Annotated in this window: 21 protein-coding genes and 2 pseudogenes; 12 read left to right on the top strand and 11 right to left on the bottom strand. The window is 32.0% G+C overall.

Annotation, left to right across the window (positions count from 1 at the left end):
• Positions 1-45 precede the first annotated feature (45 nt).
• Complete coding sequence (locus GM3709_RS06950; RefSeq protein ID WP_066117705.1) at positions 46-438, bottom strand: pre-16S rRNA-processing nuclease YqgF; 393 nt, start codon at positions 436-438, stop codon at positions 46-48.
• A 152-nt stretch (positions 439-590) separates the two neighbouring features.
• Between GM3709_RS06950 and GM3709_RS06945 the strand changes: the two genes are divergently transcribed.
• Both GM3709_RS06945 and GM3709_RS06940 read left to right on the top strand, forming a co-directional pair.
• Positions 591-1,283 (top strand): TerC family protein, encoded by a 693-nt coding sequence (locus tag GM3709_RS06945; protein ID WP_066117702.1) that lies wholly within the window; start codon positions 591-593, stop codon positions 1,281-1,283.
• A gap of 191 nt (positions 1,284-1,474) precedes the next feature.
• On the top strand, positions 1,475-2,572 hold the full coding sequence (locus tag GM3709_RS06940) for an AI-2E family transporter (protein WP_066117700.1): 1,098 nt from the start codon (positions 1,475-1,477) through the stop codon (positions 2,570-2,572).
• Positions 2,573-2,671: 99 nt separating this feature from the next.
• On the opposite strand, the gene GM3709_RS06935 is transcribed toward GM3709_RS06940, so the two are convergent.
• Positions 2,672-3,061, bottom strand: coding sequence for a hypothetical protein (locus GM3709_RS06935; protein WP_066117697.1), 390 nt, complete (start codon positions 3,059-3,061; stop codon positions 2,672-2,674).
• A gap of 916 nt (positions 3,062-3,977) precedes the next feature.
• Here GM3709_RS06935 and GM3709_RS06930 point away from each other — a divergent pair.
• Both GM3709_RS06930 and GM3709_RS21815 read left to right on the top strand, forming a co-directional pair.
• Complete coding sequence (locus tag GM3709_RS06930) at positions 3,978-4,628, top strand: PAP/fibrillin family protein (RefSeq protein ID WP_066117694.1); 651 nt, start codon at positions 3,978-3,980, stop codon at positions 4,626-4,628.
• A gap of 1,123 nt (positions 4,629-5,751) precedes the next feature.
• A pseudogene (locus GM3709_RS21815) lies at positions 5,752-6,198 on the top strand (M23 family metallopeptidase); the annotation flags it as partial.
• A gap of 113 nt (positions 6,199-6,311) precedes the next feature.
• Here the strand turns inward: GM3709_RS21815 and GM3709_RS06920 are convergent.
• Complete coding sequence (locus GM3709_RS06920) at positions 6,312-6,773, bottom strand: DEP domain-containing protein (protein ID WP_082712957.1); 462 nt, start codon at positions 6,771-6,773, stop codon at positions 6,312-6,314.
• A 148-nt stretch (positions 6,774-6,921) separates the two neighbouring features.
• Here GM3709_RS06920 and nadA point away from each other — a divergent pair, with 148 nt between their 5' ends.
• Positions 6,922-7,878, top strand: a complete 957-nt coding sequence (nadA, locus tag GM3709_RS06915; RefSeq protein ID WP_066117685.1) for a quinolinate synthase NadA — start codon at positions 6,922-6,924, stop codon at positions 7,876-7,878.
• A gap of 23 nt (positions 7,879-7,901) precedes the next feature.
• On the opposite strand, the gene GM3709_RS19025 is transcribed toward nadA, so the two are convergent.
• The 8 genes and pseudogenes from GM3709_RS19025 to GM3709_RS19020 all read right to left on the bottom strand — a co-directional run bounded on the left by GM3709_RS19025 (position 7,902) and on the right by GM3709_RS19020 (position 16,744).
• Positions 7,902-8,045: a DUF2256 domain-containing protein gene (locus tag GM3709_RS19025; RefSeq protein WP_071828024.1), complete on the bottom strand. Its 144-nt coding sequence runs from the start codon at positions 8,043-8,045 to the stop codon at positions 7,902-7,904.
• Between the two features lie 128 nt (positions 8,046-8,173).
• Complete coding sequence (locus GM3709_RS06910) at positions 8,174-10,642, bottom strand: sigma 54-interacting transcriptional regulator (RefSeq protein ID WP_066117681.1); 2,469 nt, start codon at positions 10,640-10,642, stop codon at positions 8,174-8,176.
• Positions 10,643-10,847: 205 nt separating this feature from the next.
• Positions 10,848-11,648 carry an ABC transporter permease gene (locus GM3709_RS06905; protein WP_082712956.1) on the bottom strand — a complete coding sequence of 267 codons (801 nt, stop codon included), beginning with the start codon at positions 11,646-11,648 and terminating at the stop codon, positions 10,848-10,850.
• 2 nt (positions 11,649-11,650) lie between these two features.
• Positions 11,651-12,847 (bottom strand): ABC transporter ATP-binding protein, encoded by a 1,197-nt coding sequence (locus tag GM3709_RS06900; protein WP_082712955.1) that lies wholly within the window; start codon positions 12,845-12,847, stop codon positions 11,651-11,653.
• 112 nt (positions 12,848-12,959) lie between these two features.
• Complete coding sequence (locus tag GM3709_RS06895; RefSeq protein WP_066117675.1) at positions 12,960-13,883, bottom strand: IS5 family transposase; 924 nt, start codon at positions 13,881-13,883, stop codon at positions 12,960-12,962.
• Between the two features lie 188 nt (positions 13,884-14,071).
• Complete coding sequence (locus tag GM3709_RS06890) at positions 14,072-14,296, bottom strand: type II toxin-antitoxin system HicB family antitoxin (protein ID WP_066117669.1); 225 nt, start codon at positions 14,294-14,296, stop codon at positions 14,072-14,074.
• 210 nt (positions 14,297-14,506) lie between these two features.
• Positions 14,507-15,175, bottom strand: coding sequence for an NERD domain-containing protein (locus GM3709_RS06885; RefSeq protein ID WP_066117667.1), 669 nt, complete (start codon positions 15,173-15,175; stop codon positions 14,507-14,509).
• Positions 15,176-15,587: 412 nt separating this feature from the next.
• Positions 15,588-16,744, bottom strand: a pseudogene (locus GM3709_RS19020) (IS630 family transposase).
• A 50-nt stretch (positions 16,745-16,794) separates the two neighbouring features.
• Between GM3709_RS19020 and GM3709_RS06870 the strand changes: the two are divergent.
• The 7 genes from GM3709_RS06870 to GM3709_RS06840 all read left to right on the top strand — a co-directional run bounded on the left by GM3709_RS06870 (position 16,795) and on the right by GM3709_RS06840 (position 21,774).
• The gene (locus GM3709_RS06870) at positions 16,795-17,373 is read left to right on the top strand and encodes a calcium-binding protein (RefSeq protein WP_066117664.1); all 579 of its coding nucleotides are present in this window, start codon (positions 16,795-16,797) and stop codon (positions 17,371-17,373) included.
• A gap of 214 nt (positions 17,374-17,587) precedes the next feature.
• Positions 17,588-18,043 carry a PqqD family peptide modification chaperone gene (locus GM3709_RS06865; protein WP_066117661.1) on the top strand — a complete coding sequence of 152 codons (456 nt, stop codon included), beginning with the start codon at positions 17,588-17,590 and terminating at the stop codon, positions 18,041-18,043.
• A gap of 4 nt (positions 18,044-18,047) precedes the next feature.
• Positions 18,048-18,752, top strand: a complete 705-nt coding sequence (locus GM3709_RS06860) for a glycosyltransferase family A protein (RefSeq protein WP_066117658.1) — start codon at positions 18,048-18,050, stop codon at positions 18,750-18,752.
• On the top strand, positions 18,739-19,443 hold the full coding sequence (locus tag GM3709_RS06855) for a glycosyltransferase (RefSeq protein ID WP_066117655.1): 705 nt from the start codon (positions 18,739-18,741) through the stop codon (positions 19,441-19,443). Before GM3709_RS06860 ends, GM3709_RS06855 begins: the two co-directional genes overlap by 14 nt.
• Positions 19,433-19,747, top strand: a complete 315-nt coding sequence (locus GM3709_RS06850) for a hypothetical protein (RefSeq protein WP_144439416.1) — start codon at positions 19,433-19,435, stop codon at positions 19,745-19,747. The genes GM3709_RS06855 and GM3709_RS06850 overlap by 11 nt, the downstream gene beginning before the upstream one ends.
• Entirely contained in the window at positions 19,748-20,722 is a 975-nt protein-coding gene (locus GM3709_RS06845) for a nucleotidyltransferase family protein (protein WP_066117649.1), read from the top strand.
• 8 nt (positions 20,723-20,730) lie between these two features.
• A complete protein-coding gene (locus GM3709_RS06840; protein ID WP_066117645.1) occupies positions 20,731-21,774 on the top strand; it encodes a glycosyltransferase in 1,044 nt (347 codons plus the stop codon).
• Positions 21,775-21,798: the final 24 nt, after the last annotated feature.

Here is a 21,798-nt window from a genome sequence, read left to right as displayed (position 1 = left end):
TCTAATACCTTTTTATCATTCTCAAAGTGTTGTTATCTCTACATTCTATATTTTATTCAAATATCGATCGATAAGTATAATTGCAACAATATCATCTACAGGACGAGGAGGAGTCCTTAAACCTTTCGGTATCAATCGATTTAAACCTTTGGGGGGATACATTTCCCAATATTTTTCTCTGGCTTCTACAGTACTATTTTTTTCATCTACTAACGCTATCTCAATAAATAAGTTTAAATTATCTTTTAATTTCTGTTGCCATTGTTTAGAAGTGGTTTGATTGCCCATTACTAACCTATAAGGTTTATACTTATCAATTAGCTCATTTATGACAACGATCGCATCTTCACTGGATATTACTTTACTATATAAAATTTTTTTATTATTTATTACCGCTAAACCGCATTTATCTCTACCCGGATCAAATCCCAGAATCATAACTATACTAAAAAGTACTTTAAATAATAAAATAGAAAAAGAGTGGGGAAAGAGGCAAAAAAATTAGCACCCTCCATCAAGGAAAAAGATTATTAGCTCGACCCCATAATTAAACGCATAGTAACATATATTGAACAAGGTACAAAATCTTAATGCTTGACCAAATTTTACACCCTTCTATTGATTTTGGTATTGAAACTGCCTTTATCTTGATCATTTTGGTAGCTTTAGAAGCTGTTTTATCCGCCGACAACGCTATCGCTTTAGCCTCTATTGCCCAAGGATTAAAAGACGAAAAACAACAAAATTACGCTTTAAATATTGGATTATTAATGGCTTATGTCCTAAGAATATTATTAATCGTGACGGCGACTTGGGTCATTAAATATTGGCAATTTTCTTTACTGGGAGGCTTGTATTTATTATGGTTAACTTATCAGTATTTTTCTAGTAATAATGATGAACAAGAAGAAGGTGCATCTAAACTTAATTTTAAAAACTTATGGCAAGCTATTCCGATGATTGCTTTTACTGATTTGGCTTTTTCCTTAGATAGTGTCACTACCGCCATTGCCGTTGCTGATGAAATCTGGTTAATCATTGCAGGTGGTACGATCGGCGTAATTGCTTTACGTTTTCTGGCACAATTATTTATTCGTTGGATTGAAGAATTTACTCATTTACAAGATGCAGGATTTATTACCGTTGGTTTAGTGGGTTTAAGATTAATTGTTAAAGTAATTTATCCCAACATTGTACCTCCAGAATGGCTTATGATTAGCGTTATTATTGGAATGTTTGTATGGGGATTTTCTAAAAAAAATGAAGTTCAACAGAATCCTTAAATTATATATTTCGATCGTATCAATCTAAAGTCACAGGCAGAAAACAAGAGTTGATAATGTAAAATTTAGAATTAAAAACCCTTAGTTTTAAGTGGTTACGAGAATTTAAAACATCCGTTTTATTTATGTAGTTCACCACTGGAAGATTAGGGATTTTTCTTGGTCTGATTTAAGTGAAATAGTAAAAATACATGAACAAATTAACTCGATCGACTTCTATTTCTATCAGTAGTATTGCTGTGGTTACTGTAACGGTATTATCAATTATTTTGTTATGGCAACTAAGAGGGTTATTAGTCATTTTAATGATTTCTGCCGTCTTAGCCGCAACTTTAGCTCCGATTGTTGATTACGGCGAAAAAATTAGGATTCCTCGATGGTTGGGAGTAATTTTAGCCTATTTACTAATTATTTTACTGATTACCGTGGCAGGTTTAATTATCGGGCCGACAGTAATAACTCAAATTCAGCGATTATTACAAAAATTACCAACCTATTTAGACATAATCACCACCTTAACTCAATCTTTGATCATTCGTTTTGGTATTACTGAGCCAAAAGCCTTAAACTTAATTGATCAATGGTTAGATTTACAGGGTTTAACCGCATGGGGTGTAAAATGGAGTCAAAAATTGATTGTTAGTTCTCTAGGACTAACAAAAGGTATTGTTGGGGGTGCTTTAAATGTTATTCTTTCTATCATCTTTTCTGGATATATGTTGGCAGGTTCAAATAAATTAATCAAGGATTTTGTTAGTTTATTCCCTACCCCCTGGGATATTCGCCTAGAAAATCAGTTTCCCCTAGTTAGCGATCGTATGGGAAAATATATTCAAGGTAGAATTTTAGTATCCCTAATTTTGGGAATAGCCATCACCATCGGCTTAAAATTTATTGGTATTACAGAATTTGCTTTGGGTTTAGGCGTAATTGCCGGTTTTACTAACTTAATACCATTTTTTGGCCCCGTTTTAGGTTCCATTCCCGCTCTAATTGTGGCGATTGCACAAAGTGGATGGACGTTTTGGTGGGTATTATTACTATTTGTGATCATTCAAAACATAGAAACTTATGTATTAGATCCCTTATTAGTAGGTTCTAGTGTTAAAGTACAACCTCTATATCAATTATTAGCTGTATTAGGAGGAGTGCAAGTATTAGGCATTCTTGGAGCTTTAATTGCACCCCCTTGGGTTGCAGGTGCCGGAGTTGTCTTAGAAAATCTCTATCTAAAACCGAAAGAATCCTATTCTCTCAATAAATTAGAACCATTAGACATCCCAAGATAAATCAAAAAGAACTAAGATCAGATCGTTCTCTAATTAAAGTTCTAAGCTTGATTCCGACTCCTACTTATCAATTTTTCCATCTACTGATATTCTAAATTTTTAATAAATACGAGTATTACTATCCACAAAGGTTTCCCAAGTTTGATGATTAACCCGGATAGCTGTTTCAAGGGTAGGAATATTGGAATACGGAGTAGAACCTTTAAAAGTAAAAGTCCATGTGTTATTATCACTAACTACGCAATTCACTTGATCTATTGAACCGAACATCGATGCTTCAGCTCGATATTGTGTCAATCCCCCATTCGTTGCTTCTCCAGTCTGACGAGCTAAATGTACAGCTCGGCCTAAAGCAGTAAGTTCTTCCATTGGATTATTACTATCTTTAGCTTGAGTAAAACAATTGTTTATCGACTGTGCATTAACAGGTATCGCTTGACCTATTACCAGAATAGAACTCAAAACAAAAACAGATTTAATTATTTTCATGATTTTAAAAAGTAATATTTTTTAAAGATTTTTTACTTACAAGTATTTAAAAATTATGATTTTAAAAAGTATCTAAACTTTTAGAATATATTTATTTATATTCCTATCACTATTTTCTATTATCACTACAAAATCATTGCTGATTCTTCGCAATAAATTTTAAATTTATAAATAAAATTATTGGTGTTTATCATTAATTAATGAACATGATTTTTCTAACAGTCAAGAATATATATTACTGACAAAAATATTTTCAGCTTTTATATTAGACATCTTTATTTAACAGTGATAGAATAACTGTTTTAACCCTATTCTTGGGAATAATCCTAGATGTCTATTAACTAAATCAATAAAATTATGATTAAAACAACGACAGATAAAGTTTTATTAAAGTGTAAAAATTATATTGTTTTTGTTTTATTAATTAGTTATTATTTAAAGGATTTATTCACATCACATCATGTTAGAAATAAACTTTGTTATTATAGAAGAATTGTTTAAGTGATCTCTTTTTTGAAACTCGATCTTAATTCAGATTAGTTAAGTTATTTTAACAATCTTGCTTCTGTTCTTATTATAGATCTTTATTTTTTTAAATTAATAAATAATTGACAAAAAAGATAAACCTTAATACTTGTTTAACATTTGAAATAAAAATTTTCAATTTAACTTAGTGTCGAAAGGTAATTCGTTTAGAAAAAAAATAATTGATAAGTATTGAGTGATTGATGTTGTAATTGTATAGGCAATGATTAGTGCTATAAAGACGATTCCCCATTCTCAACCTTCATCAAGATTAAATTAATCCCTTTGCTGAGTATAAATATTTAGTGCAATAGACGAAAATGGTAAGCTGAGACACATCTAAGTTATCATATCATTACAAAAAACTAAATATATAAGGTAACGTAAAATTTTGAAAAGTCGTCTCATTCTTAAAGAAGCATTATTATCAGAAATAAAAACTCTAGCCCACAAGAGAAATATCAATCCTCAATATCCCATCACAGATTTAATGTTATCTCCTTCAGAAAGTGATTATGTTGAAAAAATAACTAATAATTTAGAAACCTATAATCCTTTCCCAAAACTATTACTTTATGGGGTTAATCTCTTAGATGGAATTTGGCAACTACACTATTCCACGGCTAGGGAAATTCGCTCTTTAAATCAATTACCTTTTGGCTTTAAATTAAAACAAGTTTATCAAATAATTGACACTCAAAAAGCCTCTTTTTTTAATATCGCTTTTGTGAAAGATTCTACAGGATTAATTAGTGGATATGTGAAAGTAACAGCTACTTTTAGCCCTAAAATTGCAGAAAACGAAGTTTTACCAAATGATATAATTAATGTCAATTTTGAAAAAAGATATATTTCTATTAAGAAAATTTTAGGTATTAAAACATCTATATTCGATCCCATAAAAGTATTTAATGCTAGAAATCCTCAAGGAAGAATTCCAAGTTTAAAAGTAACTTATATTGATGAATCTTTACGCATTGGTAGAGGAGGAGATGGTAGTTTATTTATACTATCAAAACAAAAGTCAATGGTTAATGACTAATTAAACACAGTATAAGTAAAAATTATATATTTTGAGGTTTAATTCTCTCTAAATCGTCTTCATAAAAGAGAAGTATTACTCTTTATATAGAAAATCAATAGGTTATTAAAGTTGAATAAAAATAATCATAAATAAACCTATAAGAAATTTATATCATTTTATCAAAAATTTAGTGACATTTATTGATATATTGAGCTAAAATTTAGTCTAAAAATAACTATCATTCAATTAATGTTCAGAATAGTAGATTATCGTTTAGTTCGATAGTTTACCGTCCAATTTTAAGAGTGTGACGAGTAAAAAGGAAATTGTATCCATGAATTTAAAATTAGTATCGCAAAAATTGCCTCAAACAGTTCTAGTGCTTGGTTTAGGGTTGATCATCAATCCTAGTTTAGCCAAAGCGGCTACCACTGCCACCGCAACAGAAAATTTAGATCTTTCTCGCCCAACTTTATTAGTAAGTAAGGCAGAAGAAGTGTCTATCTTAGTAGAAAACTCTCAGACTATCAATTCTGAATTGAGTCCTTCGACTTCTATTTCTATGGTTGATAATATTGAGCAGAATAGCTACACGATCGCCAAAAATGAAAGGGTAACAAATATTGCTAATCAAGCTAAAGCTAATCCTTCTTTAGGCAATATTAAAACTGATAATTTAGTGGTTAATAGGTTAGAGTCTCCAAATTTGATTGCTCAAAATTTTACAAACTCTTCCTCTCAATCTACTTCCTTACCCATTGCAGTAGAATTACCTTATCAGCCTTCTAGTAATAGTCAATCCATCTCTATACCTATTCAGGTGGAAAATGAACCTCCTACGACTGTTAATAATTCTGTTGTCGTTAATAATCCAATAAATATACCTGTTGTTGTACCCACTAATGAGGGGTTTGCAAGACAACAGACTGAAACCAACATCTCCATCAAGAATGTAGAACAACCTACCTTGATTAGTAACACGTCTAATGTAGTCGATCGTAATTTTCAACCTAGTAACAACAGAATCATTAATCCTTCCCAACTAGAAAATACTGAAAATTCAACAGATCAAGATTTAGTTAGTGTGATCCCTATTCAAGTAGAGTATTACAATCCGATGATCACTCCTTCCGCAGGGCAAATGGTTTCACCGGATTTACCTCAGATAAATTCTCCTGAACCTTATCTTCCAGAAGGCGATCGTCCATTTAACGGCTATATTTGGCCTGCTAAGGGAGTATTTACTTCCGGTTATGGTTGGCGTTGGGGCAGAATGCACAAAGGTATAGATATTGCGGCTCCAGTAGGCACTCCTATTTTAGCGGCTTCCGATGGAGAAGTTATCACTGCCGGATGGAACTCTGGTGGTTTTGGTAACTTAGTTAAAATTCGTCATTTTGATGGTACAGTCACCCTTTATGCTCATAATAGCAAAATCCATGTACGTCGAGGACAATTTGTTCAACAAGGACAACAAATAGCTAATATGGGTAGCACTGGTTTTAGTACCGGCCCTCATTTGCATTTTGAAATTCATCCTAGAGGGGAAGGTGCGATTAATCCCATCGCTTTATTGCCGAAAAAATAAAACTCAATGTTAGTGGGGAATTTTGAAGTTCTCAGTTTCTTTCACTTTTCCCCATTTTCTATTATTTCCTCTTTTTTATTTTCATCAGAAGAATTTTAGGACTTGTCGATCGATTATTCATCAAGATAAAAACGGTAGAAAAAAAATCCATTTTTAAACTCATGATCATCCGTAACATGATGAATAATTTTTAAGTCAATTAATTCTTGTCCTAATCTAATTGCCTCTGATTTTGACAAAATATACCGTTTTTCCATCCATTCGATCGCTTCTGAACCGACAAAACACTTATGATAAGTGGTTAAACGATACTTTCTATCTTTTATTTCTAAACCTTCTTTTCCTCGCAAATCATTGACTAATGTGATGATGCGTTGGTCATATATTTCTACTAACTTATTATTCTCTAATCGCATCAAATTATTTTTTAAACAAGACTCTAAAGTATTCCAATCATTGTCAGGATGATTTTTAAGCCAATCTTTGGTAATTTCAAAAGAATCTATGGTGGAGAGTTTAAATCTCATTAATAATAGGGCAAATACCTTTTGTTTAGCCGTTTCGATATTCATCATTTAATTAGCTCGATCGGTGTTTTTAACTAAACATTATTCTATAGATAAAATTCAAGTTACAATCACTAATCTTTTGTGATTTATGGTAAAATTTACTATAACTAGGATAAAATAGAGATAATAACTTACTCTTACAGGATAACTTTTAATGGTGTTTACTGCAAATATTGCTCCCTCATCCATTCCTCAAGATTTATTTAGCTCGATCGAGCAAATGAAAAAAGAACTAAATGCGGTGATTTTAGCCCATTATTACCAAGAAGGAGATATTCAAGACATAGCAGATTATATCGGGGATTCACTAGGATTGTCACAACAAGCGGCAACGACTTCTGCTGATGTAATTTTATTTGCAGGAGTACATTTTATGGCAGAAACCGCCAAAATTCTCAATCCTGATAAATTAGTATTATTACCAGACTTAAATGCGGGATGCTCTTTGGCAGATAGTTGTCCAGCCGATAAATTTGCCGAGTTTAAAGCCCAATATCCCGATCATATTGTTATTTCTTATATTAATTGTAGTGCTGAAATCAAAGCCTTAAGTGATATTATTTGCACCAGCTCGAATGCTGTTAAAATTGTGCAACAAATACCGAAAAATCAACCCATTATTTTCGCCCCCGACAAAAATTTAGGACGTTATGTGATGGAACAAACTGGACGAGATATGGTTTTATGGGATGGTAGTTGTATTGTTCATGAGACTTTTTCTGAGAAAAAAATTGTTCAGTTAAAAGTCCAACATCCTCAAGCAGAAATTTTAGCTCATCCAGAATGCGAAACTGCTATTTTACGTCATGCAGACTATATTGGTTCAACTACTGCTTTATTAAAATATGCCTTACAAAGTAATTCTTTAGAGTTTATTATTGCCACAGAACCGGGTATAATTCATCAAATGGAAAAAGATGCACCCCAAAAGTTATTTATTCCTGCACCTCCTGAGAGTAACTGTGCTTGTAATGAATGCCCTTATATGAGATTGAATACCCTCGAAAAAGTTTATTTAGCGTTGAAAAATCGGACTCCCGAGATTAATATTCCTGAAAATATTCGAGTAAAAGCCTTAAAACCGATTCAGAAAATGTTAGCTATGTCCTAAAAAGTTGATGAAATAATGGAAAATTAAGATTTATTTCTTCGACATTTTTCTGAACAGTATTTGACTTCATCCCAACATTTTGACCATTTTTTACGCCATGTAAAAGATAATCCACAAACAGAGCATATTTTACTGGGAAAATCTGATTTTTTTCTTTGTTTTACCATAATTACTTTATAAAGCTAAGAATTAGACTAAACACCTTGATTTATAAGTATTTAACCTAACATCCAATACTTAACACCTTCTCCCCACCAAAAAACTTTTTGAGTAAACTCTAAATAGGGTTATTGTTTTATACTATCCACCAAAAGAGAATACCTAAACCAATTATTGATAAGTGTTGTGGTATAAACGATCGAAAAGATTGACGGGATATTTTTTGAGAAAGGATTATGGCACAAATTACGCCAAAAATTAAACTAACTCCTTGTAAAAATGTAATTACTGCGGGATGAGCGACAAATATGGGCAAATTGCCGCCATTTAAGCCAAAAGTCGCCATAGTTAGGGGTAAAATACGACCACCTTCTCCTAATCCTAACGGTAGATAATAGGCAAGATTAGCCATTAAAGCCAATGGTAAATAGCCATAAGCTAATTCCACAAAAGAGCGACATAAAGTCTTTTTATTCCAATAAAATGCTAATTTTATGATTCCGTAACCCATCAAAGGCAAAATCACAGGTAAACTTAAGATTACGATCGAAAAACTTAAATGTATCCAAAAATTAGTTAAATCTAACCCCAAGCTGAGAATAGTATTAATTTCAGGTAATTTGTGTAAAAATACCGTATCGAGTAGTAGAAATAATAAGGCAACTTCATAGAGACGTGGTTGATGAGTTGTCCATAATTCGATACCCGGAGGGCGAAGATTTAATTTAACAGAACGATGGGGACAAGCTTTTAAACAAGTCATACATAATACACAATCACGATTATCTTGTAATTGGGCAGGATGGGAATATAAAGGACAACCGTTAGTTTCTAATCCTTCTCCTTTTTGTGGGCCACCTTTATAACATTGATAGGTAGTACATTCTGCCGAGCAAGTACCCTGTTGAGCACGTAATTCTGTCATAGAAAGTTTAGCAAACATTCCATTCATCCCACCGATAGGGCAAAGATAACGACACCAAAAACGTCTTTCAAAGATAGCTGAACAAATCATCGCACCAGCAGTAATGAGGAGTAACAAACAAGCAGAAAGATAAGCAGTATTAGGTAACTCCCAAAGTTCTTCCCATAATAAAATTAAGGTAAAAAGACCAAATAAAAACCATCCGCCCCATTTTTCGGCCGTCTCTCGAGGCCAAGATTTTAGTTGATGATTAGGAAATAACCAAACTGATAATTTTTGAGTAACTTCTCCATAAATCATAAAGGGACAAACAGAACACCACAACCTCCCCACAAAAGGAAATCCGATGAGAATTAAAGGCCACCACCACGCCCAAAATAGATTGAGCGCAAAGTTTTGATCACGGGTTTGAGGACCAAAAAATAAAATGGCGATGATAATAGGAAAAGCAGTTAAAGTAATACCATAGTTAATTCGATCGGGCCACCAAGCACTACGAAGAAAGTACCGTAAACGAGGATAAGCATTGAGTAAGTTAAGGCGAAATTGTTGTTTTTTGCTTTTAGAAGGCCAGATAATTTCTTCTGTTAATTCACTTTCTCCTGATAATTGCACGATCGCCCGTTCTGTAAGATTTTGTAACTCTCGTAAATTATTAGGAAAATCATACCCTTGTAATTTTCTTAAGGCTTCTGGTGTAATGTGGGGTTTATTGATTCTTTTTCTACGAGAAATGATACTTATATAATAATTAATTTGATCGGCTAAATCACTTTTTCTAACTCGTAAAGGGGGAACTTTAATGAGATGAGAAACGAGGCTATTAATCGGGCTAATGGTTTTTTCGCTGATGAGAATTAAACGTGCTTGACAAATTTTTTGAGCAGGAGGAGTACTCGATCGATTGACAGAAATATAAGTTTGAGTTTTCAACAATTGTACAACGGGATTTAACAATTCTGAGGGCAAATCCTGAATATTATTCAAAATTAAAGTACCCTTTCCCAATGCCTCAATTAGTCCAAGTTTTCCGCCTTCTCGTCCAAATAATTCAGATCCACTGGCTTGTAATGTACCGCAATCAACTTTGATGATCGCTTCTCGTCGAGTGGATGAACTATAATGAATCAAAGCCGCTAGATTATCTTTTTCCAATCCGGGCTCACCAAAAATTAATACTGAACCTTGATCATCTGTGGCTTTTTTCACATCTTGTCGCAGTCTAACTGCATAACGACTTTTGCCGATAATGCCTCGTTTTGCTTTAGTGATAAGATAAGGACGTAAAATACTTTGTCTTTCTTGTTCAAAGATTAGTTGAGATGATAATTCATCTATTTCTTGGGCTAATTGTTGCGAAAATATTTGACTAACTTCAGGATATTGTTGTATTAAATCCCTAAATTTGTCGGTGCCAAGATACAAAAATTTTGCTTGTGTTAAAGTTTTAACGGTATTTTTTGCCGGTTGTTGTAATAAAATTTCTTTTAAATTGACGATCGATCCTGTTAGTAAACAATAGTTTTCAGTTTTTCCCTGAATTTCTACTTGTCCCTCTTGTAAAATATATAATCGATCGATCTGTTCATCAGAAACAACGATAATTTCACCAGCGTTAAAACTGATTTCCTGTAATAAAGGAGCGATTGCCCTCAAAACTCGATCGGGTAACATACTCATATTGTTTATCCATTAACAATTTAAGAATTAAGATTATTATTTATTACTTTTTATTTCAAAAATCTTAGTTTTGAAAATTGACCCAAAATTTCCCTTAACCGTTAAAGAATTACTATTTATTTTATCTGAAAAAGTCTAAACCAACTATTTATAGAATAACACCGAATCGCTTTTGTCAATTTTTGAACGAGATGTCTAATGGATTCTATAATTCTTCGACAAAATAACAACTTTGTTTCCTAAATATCCAAATACCGATCGGTAATAAACAGACACTTAATAAACAAAGATAAACTAAATTAAATAAAGACGGAAATTCACCATAAATAATGATAGAACGATAAGAATTAAGTAAATGAACCATTGGATTTAAGTAAAGTAAACTCTGATATTCTGGTTTTAGAGTATTTATATCGTAGAAAATTCCACTTAAATACATTAACATCTGTAATAAGATGCTCACAGTATGTTGAGTATCTCTAAAAGTGACATTAATGGCCGCTAAAACACAACCGATACTTAAAATCAATGTAAATTGTAATAACATCAAAAAAGGTAAAAGAAAAATAACAGGTTCTAATGGTACGGATTCCCATAAAATAAAGAAAAATAAAATGGGAATTGCTAATAATAAATGAATCCACTCAGTAATAACAATAACAATAGGTAAAATATTAATAGGAAAATAAGGTTGTTTAATCAAATTGACATTCTGAACGATGACTCCAGTACATTGACTAACGCTATTATTAAACCAATTCCAAAAAAGTAAACCTGTAAAAACATAGGAAGTAAAAAAAGGTAGTTTTACGGGTATGATAGAACGAAAAACAAAACCATATATACACAAGGTTAATAAAGGTTTAATTAACATCCATAATATTCCTAAACTAGAACGTTTATAAAGAATTTTTATGTTTCTATCAACTAAACAATAAATTAAATCCCAACGATATATTAGATGTTTATTTAATGAAAAAATATCCCCTTTACTATTTTTATTCATTACTAATTATTCATAAATTCCCAAGTATTTGGAGGACAAATAATAGCATTAGTTTTAATTGTAGAATTAATGGTTAATGAATTAATATTACGATGATGATCATAAATATACTGAGTCTCTGATTCAACCAAAAATACATTGACAAAATATTGTCCTTCACTTAAATCTAATCGTGCAAAGTTAATGGTAATTAATTCCTCTCCCTCTTTGATAATTTGAGAAAAACTACTTCTTACTTTCTCTACCGCACAACAAATCTGTCCTTCATCATTACTAATATTTAATTTAATCACAAAATTATCAACTATTTCTTTAACCTCATATCGAATCCTAACGGTTAAATATGAACCTGTTTCAATTTCACTATCAGGAATAAGTGTAATATTAGTAATAGAAATTTTTTGCTGATTTTCGTAGTTAAATATGTCATTTTGTCCTTTATTTTGATTATGAATAGAGGCTAAATATTGTTTGGCTACATCTTGAGCAATACCATAATTCATTACTATACCTTGATTTAACCATAAAGCACGATCGCAAAATTGTTGTATTTGTGCTGGACTTTGAGAAACATAAACAATAGCACAATCATTATTTTTAAGTTCAAGAATTTTATTTTCACATTTTTGTCTAAATTTTGTATCTCCCACTGATAAATGTTCATCAATCAAGAGTATGTTAGGTTCAGTATGTATTGCTACAGAAAAAGCTAAACGCATTGTCATACCTGAACTATAAGTTCTCAGTGGATTATCAATAAATTCCCATAATTCGGCAAAATCAACGATCGCATCAAAACGTTGTTTAACTTCTTTTTTCGTCAAACCAGCAATAATTCCCCCGACAAAAATATTTTCTCGGCCCGTCAAATCAGGATGAAAACCTGCCCCTAAATCTAATAAAGCGCGAACTTGTCCATTAACCTGTATTTTTCCTTTATCGGGTTTGCCGATATTACCAATTAATCTTAATAAAGTTGATTTTCCTGAACCATTTTTTCCCATGATGCCCAACATTTCCCCAAAATTAACCGTAAAATTAACATCTTCTAAAGCCCAAAATGTTTCCGATGGTTTTAAATGTTTAAATCCTGACAATACTGATTCCATAATGGTTTTAGGCTTATTTTTATGGTGGACTAAATATTGTTTTCCGAGATTTTCAATAACGATCGCATGGTTCATAAGCACTTGATACATCTAAAGTTGAGGAATGATAGTAGGAATTAGCTTTTAGCTTTTTCTAGGCTTTGTTGCATGAATTAATAAATAGTGAATTTTGTTTCAACAGGTGCGACCACAAACCTTATATTTATCCGTTATTAACTATATAGCTATCTGGTTTAGCAATTTTTATCATTCTATTTAACAACAGACATTGAACAAATAACTCTACTGCCTGATTGTCAAAATCTCGACTACTTACTTTGCCTCCAAATATTGTTTTTAACCTAAACATTGTTGTTTCCGAAATAGAACGTCGATGATAGCCACTTTCTTCTTTCCATTCTTTTCTTCCTATTTCTTCTATTCTTTCAATATTTTTATTTCTGTCCCCATCCATATCTGACCATTTTTGAGCATTTTTTTGTGGTGGTATTATTGCTTTTGCCCCTCTTTCTTCTATTGCTTGATAACATTTTCTTTTGTCGTAAGCACTATCGGTGGATACTTGCTCTATTTCTCCCTCGATGATTTCTAATAAACTCTCCAGCACATCACTGTCATGACAATCATTTGTCGTTACCTCCGCTACTAGAATTTCTCCTGTTTTTTCATCTACTGCTAAATGTAATTTTCGCCATGTTCTTCTTTTACTTACACCATGCTGTCTAGTTTTCCATTCCCCCTCCCCATAAACTTTCACTCCCGTCGAATCAATGACCACATGACGTGAACCGGCGGTTTTCTCTAGGGGCAAAGCTACATCTAGTTTTTTTGTTCGACGAGAAACGGTACTATGATCTGGTACAGGTAAATCAATTCCCATCAAGGAAAAAAGTGATTCAAGAAAACCCTCGGTTTGTCTGCCAGGTAATTGAAACAAAGATTTAATCATGAGAAAAGTGAGTATTGCCTGAGAGGAAAAGTAATAACTAGCCCCTTTTCTTCCAGATTTTTCTGTTACTAACCAATGAGATAGTGCCTCCTCAGAAATCCAAAATGTGAGACTACCTCTTTGTTTTAAGCCTTGATCATATTCCGACCAATTTCTCAGATGATATTTTTGTTTCATAGTCAATGTTTTTATCTTGAGACCATAGGAGATGTTATTATTTTATACGCAAAAGGAGTTGAATCTATCATTCATGCAACAAAGCCCTAAAATAATATGACTTCCTTTTTGGGAATGAACAATAAAATCAATTTTTTCTAAAGCCCTAACACACTTTTTCCCAGAAATAACGGGTAATGAAGGCATAGCTAAATTTTGATTACCTCATAACGATCTTCAGGGATTAATTCCCCATCCTGAATTAAAGACTCAATATAAAGTTCCATCGCTTCTTGTATATTAGAGATTGCTTCTTCACGAGTTTTTCCCTGACTGATGCAACCAGGTAAACTAGGAACTTCAACTACATAGTAACCATCTTCACCCAATGATAAAAGAATTGTTCTGTTAATTTTTGGAGGAGTTTGTAACATTTGATTTAAACAAAGTTGCTGAAAATAAACCAGATTTGATTATAGTCTATATCTAATGGATAAACTATTCGGCACATTTCTACAGACGATCGAACTCCCTATAAACGATCGAACTGCCCTCATCTTGTCATTGCGAGGTAACGAAGCAATCTTTAAACTCAAACTCTCTAAAAAACGATGCCAAAGGCACGCTGCTCGCCCGAACTTTTATTACCACACCCTTGGTTTAAATTTCTTATCATTCAAAATAACCACATTTTCCCCAGATTGAGCCAACACATATAAACCTTTACGATAAGCATAACTTCCAATGTCATCAGGTACAATCATTCCCGCCACTGCCCCTAATGCGTTTACATCTCCATAACGGGGCATTAATTCTTTAAATTTACCTAACCTCTCTAAATGCTCATCCACATCTGTTTGAGAGAGTTTGCTTTTGACTTCCACTAAAATCGCTTCGGTTTCATTAACTACCAATAAATCAATCTGTAACCCACCAGTCGCCCTTTTTACCGATACATCAGGGAAAAACTCATGGACATCAATACCTCTTTCTTGAAATAGACGAACTACAGCAGGACGCACTTGCCATTCAACAAATTCTCCTAAACGATTACCTAATTTACCGATTTGCTCATCGGTTTTTTTACTTTGTTCTTTTAGTAGTCTTTCTGTTTCTCGAAAACGTCGATCGGTTTCTTGAAAACGTTGATTGGTTTCGGCAAAACTGTCCTTAATTTCTTGAAAACGATGATCGGTTTCCTGAGCATTTTCTTTTAAAAGACGTTCAGTTTGCTGAAAACGACGATCGGTTTCTTTTTGAGCCTCAATTAACTCTTTTAATAATTGCCAAACTTCTTCTGAGGTGGTTGTCATAAATTAATTACTCTAAAAAATATGCATACTTAGATTATAGCAACATCGATCGCTAAAGAGGGTGCTACACGATCACTAAAAAGTGGCACTTCGTGATCGAACCCTCCGTCATTATGGGGTTACAAAGCAATCCCCAATAATCAAAACGCCCAAAATCAATGCTGAGGGAAATCAATGTGAACAAATTAAAAAAATTATTACAATTTCGTGATCTGAGGGACAAATAGTTTATTACATTTCTGAAAAAAGTGTTAGGGTTGTAATTATAGATCTTGAGTTACTGTAATAACTAAATTATGACTCAATTAAGTCAAGCTATCGCCCAAGCTGAAGCACTCCTGCTGAAAGCCTCTCTCAATCCCAGTCTCAATACAAACTTAACTACCGCTTTTGGACATAAGCTAAGACGCATTTAACTTACATTGATTAATTCACCCTTATTCTTAAATTTTTTACTCCAATTAATTACTAAACCTCCTTCATTTAATAAGTAATTTACTGTTTTTTCTAGCTGTTCTTTATTTTCAAAGTTTCTATAAGCTATATATTCCTTTGCCGAATGCCACACTAATTCTATTAAGTTATAATCTGGACTATATACCGGTAAATATTCTAGTCTTATATTCGGTAGATTTTTTTCTATTTTTTCTACTATTTCCTTTTTTTTATGGAAACTTGCGTTGTCTAATATTATGATTATTTTCGGACCACATTCTTTAAAATCTTTTTCATCATTTCCCTTACTTACCCATTCATTTTTTATTTCTTCCCATAACTTTTTTAATTGTTCACAAAACGTTTCTGAATCACCTTTTTTTATTACAAAACATCTTCTTTTTTTATCCGAATATCTTATTCCTCCCATGATATTTACTCTTCCTCTTCTTCTTTCTCCCTTCACCTTTTTTCTTTTTCCTTTTTTCGTCCATGTTTTTCTTCTTATCACCCTTAAACTAAAACCACATTCATGAGGGGCTGTGTGGCGAATTTAGTTCGCCACTTTAAACGCCCCATCCCAAAACCATACTTGAACTAACTCAGGATTCTCTTTACCTATTTCTATGTAATGTTCTAATTTTTCTTTAAATGCTTTTCTTTGTTCTTGATTTTGTTTGTCTTCTAAACTATATTTTCCCCAAATATAACTATACTTTTTTCTTTTTAATATCCTCACTACTTGTGATTTGCTTAATTTAATTCCTGTTTCTTTTTCCAAATGTTCTGATAATCTTTGCCCCGTCCATCGACCAAAATCATATCCAAAATCTTCAGGATTTTTATCAACTACTTCTAATAATCTTTCAATATATTTATCCGTTGCTTTTGTTTGGTTTCCTTTTCTTCTTTTATCTTGCAATGAATCTACATTATTAGGATTACCATAACTGCCCAGTAAGCCACCGTTTTGGGGGAACAACCCAAAAAAACTGCTATTTCTTGATAATTTTTACCATCATTCTCTAATAAAAATATTAAAATTCTTTCCCTGACTTCCGATCTCTTTTCTATTTTTAAAGCATCTTGTAGATACTTTCTTTCTTCCTCTGACAAAAAATTTTTAGAAGGCATAAATCACACCTAAGTTTTATCTTTTCTGACTTAAATTATATACCAAATCAATGCGTCTTAGCTTAGTAGAGTTGTTAAATGAGGGTAATGATACGGTTCGATCGACTATCACCTATACTTTAGGAGCAAATGTCGAAAATTTGGTGTTAGAAGGCACAACAAATATTAACGGTACGGGAAACACTCTCAATAATAGTCTTACGAGCAATAATTTCAATAACCTTCTAACTGGTGGAGAAGGAAATGATACTCTCAATGGCCGTGGTGGTAATGACACTCTCACTGGTGAATTAGGAAATGATAGTCTTATGGGAGGTACTGGGGGTGATTATTTCTGTTTTAATTCCGTTAATGAGGAAATTGATACTATTACAGACTTTAGCGTTAGTGATGATACTATTTTGGTTCGTCATAATGGTTTTAGCGGTGGTTTATCCTTGGGTACTTTACCAGTAAATCAATTCCGTGTCGGTTCATCGGCAACCACATCTTCTCAACGTTTCATCTATAACTCTAGTAATGGTGCATTTTTCTTCGATTCCGATGGAAATGGTGCAACGGGGGCAATACAAATCGCTACTTTAAATACTGGATTGGGGATGACAAATCAAGATATTGTTGTAGTTTAATCGTTATTAGATAATGGGCTTAGAGCTTGTCATTATTTAACCTAAAACCTAACACCTTCCCTCATCAAAAGACTTTTTCAGCAAACCCTAAGTATTTGTGCTTAGTGCAAAAATTGGATGCTTCCGGAATAACTATCTATCTATTTAACAATCTCAACCGAAGTAATTTATAATTTTTCAAGTTTGAGAAAAGTCTAAGGAGAAAAATTAAAGAATGGAAAGTTATCAAGTAAATAGCTCTAAAGTTGTAGCTGAAACTATCGATGGTGAGGTTGTAATCGTCAATTTAGAAAAAGGAGATTATTATAGTGTCGTTAAGTCCGGAGCAAAAATTTGGAATGCAGTAGAAAGAGAACTTTCGGCGGAGAAAATTCTAGCAGAAATTTTGGCACAGTATGATGGAGACACCGAAACTATTGCTAGGGCAGTGACAGGATTTATTGATATTTTAAAAAATGAAGGATTAATCTTAGTTAATTTCGATCGAGAAACGGTTAATCAAAATGAGGAATTAATAACCGAAAATATAGAAAAAGTAAGTTTTGATTTGCCTACTTTAGAAAAATATACGGACATGGAAGAATTACTATTATTAGATCCTATTCATGAAGTTGACGAAGAGGCAGGATGGCCTAATATTAAAACGGAAAATCAACCCGTAGAAAATTAAAATAATGATTAAAAATTTGGTAAGTGCCATTATCCCTGTTTATAATGGCGAAAAATATTTAGCAGAAGCCATCGAAAGTGTATTAAGACAAAGCTATAAACCTTTTGAAATTATTGTCATTGACGATGGTTCAACAGATAAGACAAGTACGATCGCACAATCTTATCCACAAGTACGGTATTTCTACCAAATCAATCAAGGGCATGGTGAAGCCAAAAATACTGGTATTCATCAAGCAAAAGGAGAATATCTCGCTTTTTTAGATGCTGATGATATTTGGATGCCCGATAAATTATTTCAACAGGTTACTTATTTAGAGAATAATCCGAAAGTAGGTTACACAATCTGTCACATGGTTAATTTTCAAGATGGAGTAGATAAATTTCCTTCGTGGGCAATAATTACAAGTAGTCAAGATTCAAAAATTCCTGCTTATATTACCAGTGCTTTGGTAGTTCGTAAAACCGTAATGGAGGAAGTCGGTTACTTTGACACTAAGTATAAACATGGGAATGATTCTGATTGGTTTTTTCGGGCAAATCATTTAGGAATAAAGATGAACATAATACCTGATATTCTTTTCCGTCGTCGAATACATTCCAGTAATTTATCTTACCAAACTAAAGAGATGAAGCAAGAATTATTTCAGATTATCAGAGCATCGATCGCTCGTAAACGTATTCAGAACAAAATCTATGACCAAAATTAATCCTTTAATCAGCGTCATTATCGGTGTTTATAATGGTGATCGGTACTTAGCCGAAACCATAGAAAGTATTTTAGCTCAAACTTATCAACCCATTGAAATCATTATCGTTGATGATGGTTCAACAGATCGCACTGCCGAAATTGCTCAAAGTTTTTTACCCCAAATTAAATATTTCTATAAAACCCATGATGGTATTAGTGCAACTCTTAATTATGGAATAAATCTTAGTCAAGGAGATTTTATTGCTTTCCTAGATGCCGATGATTTATGGATACCTGAAAAATTAAACCTTCAAATGGAAGTATTTAACACTGAATCAGAAATAGATGTAGTATTTGGTAATGTTCAACAATTTATTAGTCCTGAATTAGACGAAGCAGAGAAAAAAAGTCTTAAAATAAGAGTCGAAATAATACCGGGTTATTTTAAAGGAACAATGCTAGTTAAACGTGAAGTATTTAATTATGTCGGTTTATTTAATACCTCTTTAAAAGTAGCAGATTTTATTGATTGGTACTTAAAATTAAAAGACAAAAATCTGAAAACATCTATGCTCACTGAAATTGTCACTAAAAGGAGAATTCATAAAAATAATATGGGAATTAGAGAAAAAGAATCACGGAAAGATTTTGCTAGAGCAATTAAAACATCCCTCGATCGACGTAGAAATCAAAAACAAAATGATGAATAATCTTTTACTCTCCAAAAAGATCGAAGAAATACAAAATCTGGAAAATAGTTTACAAAAAGAAAAAGAGCTTTTACAAGAAATTCCTCATTTAGAAATTACCTATGAAGATCATTTATTACCCACAGAACACCATCAGGAAACTTTAAATATAATTTTTGAATATCTAGGAGTTAAATGTTTTCCCGTAACGGCAAAATTAACTCGTATATCAACAGATAATCTCTCCGATTCGATCGAAAATTATGAAGAAATTTATAATGCTATTAGTCAAACTAAATATGCTCATTTTTTAGAGGAAAATTAAATGATAGCAAATATTTATAATCATCAATTTTGGCCCACTCATGAACAACAATTATTATTAAAAGCATCACTATTAAAAGGTGAAAAAGCCATTAATGCCTATCGAGAATGGATTAATTTAGTAGATATTGATACTTTAGACTCTGAATCTAACTCTTTATTAGGACTTTTATATCGTAATTTAATTGATAATAAAATTGAAAGTCAACATTTGCCAAGATTAAAAGGCATTAATCGTTATAACTGGACTAAAAATCAACTTTTTATATCTTCTTTTTTTAAAATAGCCCAAGTTTTTGCAGACTTCAAAATTGACTTTATTTGTTTTGATGATTTAGCCTTAGTAAGTAATGATTATCAAGATTATGGTAATAAAATAATTAAAAATATAGGAATTTTAATCAAAGAAAAAAATTTAGAAAAAGCTAATAAAATTTTATTAAATCTAGGTTGGCAAACTCAGAATAATCAAGTTTTACATAATGAATTAATGTGGAAAAATGATCAACAACAACTTCTCTGTTTAAAATATAGAATTTTTACAGTTGAACCTCAAGAATATATAAATGAGCAACTCTGGCTTAATACAACTGAACAAAATATTGCTAAAATTCCCACCAAAATTTTAAATTCAGTTGATCGTTTTTTAATCAGTTGTTTAAAAGCTAATCAAAACTATAATCGCCTATCAGCAACTAAAATAACTGATGCTATGATGATAATTAAAAATCATTGTAATTGGGTTGATTTAGTGAATAAAACTCAGAGGTATGAGCTAATTATTCCAGTGAGAAATATGCTCTGTTTTTTATCAAACATTTTAGAAGTAAAAATTCCTGATTGGGTTTTATCTAGTTTATTTAAAATGCCAATTTCTGATTATGAATTAATCAATTATCGTATCCCTGCTTCCCATCGTGAACTTAAACTTAAATCACTATTTTTAAGAATAGGAAAACTATTGATAAAATATTAAATTTTACTATGAATTATTTAAGTAAAAAATTTTTGGTTAGTATTATTATTCCTACGTACAATTGTTCTAAATACATTATTGAAGCCATAGAAAGTGTTTTTAGTCAAAGTTATCAAAACCTAGAAATTATCGTTATTGATGATGGCTCAACGGATGATACTAAAACCATTATCGAACCCTATTTAAACCGAATTTACTATTTTTATCAAGAGAATCAAGGGGCTTCTAAAGCTCGTAATCTTGGAATTGAAAAAGCGAAAGGAGAATTAATTGCATTTCTGGATGCTGATGATTTTTTTTTATTACCTACAAAATTAAGTGAACAAGTTACCTATTTTGAAACAGAGCCTTATTTGGGTATTGTTCATAGTGGTTGGCAAATTGTTGATGAAAATGGTAATAAGATTAAGGACAAAAAACCTTGGCAAGATTTTCCTAACATGAATCTTGATATTTGGTTATTGAATGGGCCTCCTGCACTTCCTAGTGGGATGATGTTTTCTCGTGATTGGTTACTAAAAATAGGAGGATTTGATAATAGTTTACGTCAGTTTGAAGACTGCGATCTGATTTTAAGATTAATGTTAAAAGGATGTAAAGCTGTTTGGTTAAAAAAAGTTACTCTTGCTTATAGACAACATAGTAATAACACAACTCTTAAAACTCAACAAAGGGCAGAATGTGTGGAAAAAGTGTTAGATCAATTTTTTAATTTACCTGATGTTCCTTTAGAAATTCACCAATTAAAAAATAAGGTTTATGAACATAAATATACTTGGTTAGCATGGACTTTTTATAATGTGGGTAATTTAGAACAAATGGGAAATTATTTTAATAAAGCATTAAGTAATTCTGATTATTCTCTCACATCTAAAATTAGTATTTGGCTTAATTTTTTAGAAGTTACCAGTAAAGAAGAAAATAAAGAATTTAACCGAACACATTTAATTATTTCCCAAGAATGGCAACAGCTAATTAAAAATCTTTTAAAACAAGAAACTCGTCAATATTTAGCGAAGAAACAAAAAATAAATATAACACCCAAATATTAATTAAAAAATAAAATTAACTCAATC

It is taken from the genome of Geminocystis sp. NIES-3709 (genome assembly GCF_001548115.1).
Taxonomy (GTDB): Bacteria; Cyanobacteriota; Cyanobacteriia; order Cyanobacteriales; family Cyanobacteriaceae; genus Geminocystis.
The sequence above is the reverse complement of the archived record's forward strand: the minus strand, read 5'-3'. Positions and strand labels throughout refer to the sequence as shown.